The organism is Dactylosporangium sp. NPDC000244, assembly GCF_040300725.1.
Classification (GTDB): domain Bacteria; phylum Actinomycetota; class Actinomycetes; order Mycobacteriales; family Micromonosporaceae; genus Dactylosporangium.
Genome location: NZ_JBEPEH010000072.1, coordinates 28,770 through 29,427, shown reverse-complemented (window position 1 = coordinate 29,427; position 658 = coordinate 28,770).

The window sequence follows — 658 nt, the reverse complement described above, 5'->3', positions numbered from 1 at the left end:
GGCCCGCACGCCCTCGCGCACGCCCCACCGCACGAACGAACACCGACTCGCACGCCCTCGGCCCGCACGCCCTCGCGCACGCCCCACCGCACGAACGAACACCGACTCGCACGCCCTCGGCCCGCACGCCCTCGCGCACGCCCCACCGCACGAATGACCAATCGCCGCCACCCGACGACGCTGACGACACTCGCGCACAAGCCACCGAGCGAACGAGCATTCGCCGTCCGATGGCAGGCTCGAAGCCCGACGCGCCGCCTCCCCAGCGGACGTCCACATCCGAACGATTGCGGCGAACACACCCGGATGAGCGCGGCGAGCATGTCGGAACGATCACGGTGAACGCACGCACGCGATCGCACCGCACTTGCCCGGACGACCGCCGCGAACGCATATGAGCAATCGCGGTGAACGCGTTCGCGCGAACGTCCGAGCGTGCGAACCGAACCGGGACAACGTGAACGTGCGAATGCTCGCCCGAGCGTCCGGACCCGAACGGCCGCACGAACGCGAACGCCATTGCGCGGGCGGACCCGAACGCCATTGCGCGGGCGGACCCGAACGCCATTGCGCGGGCGGACCCGAACGCCATTGCGCGGGCGGACCCGAACGAATGCCCGAGAGTGCGAACCCGAGCGGACGTCCGAACGTGCGAACG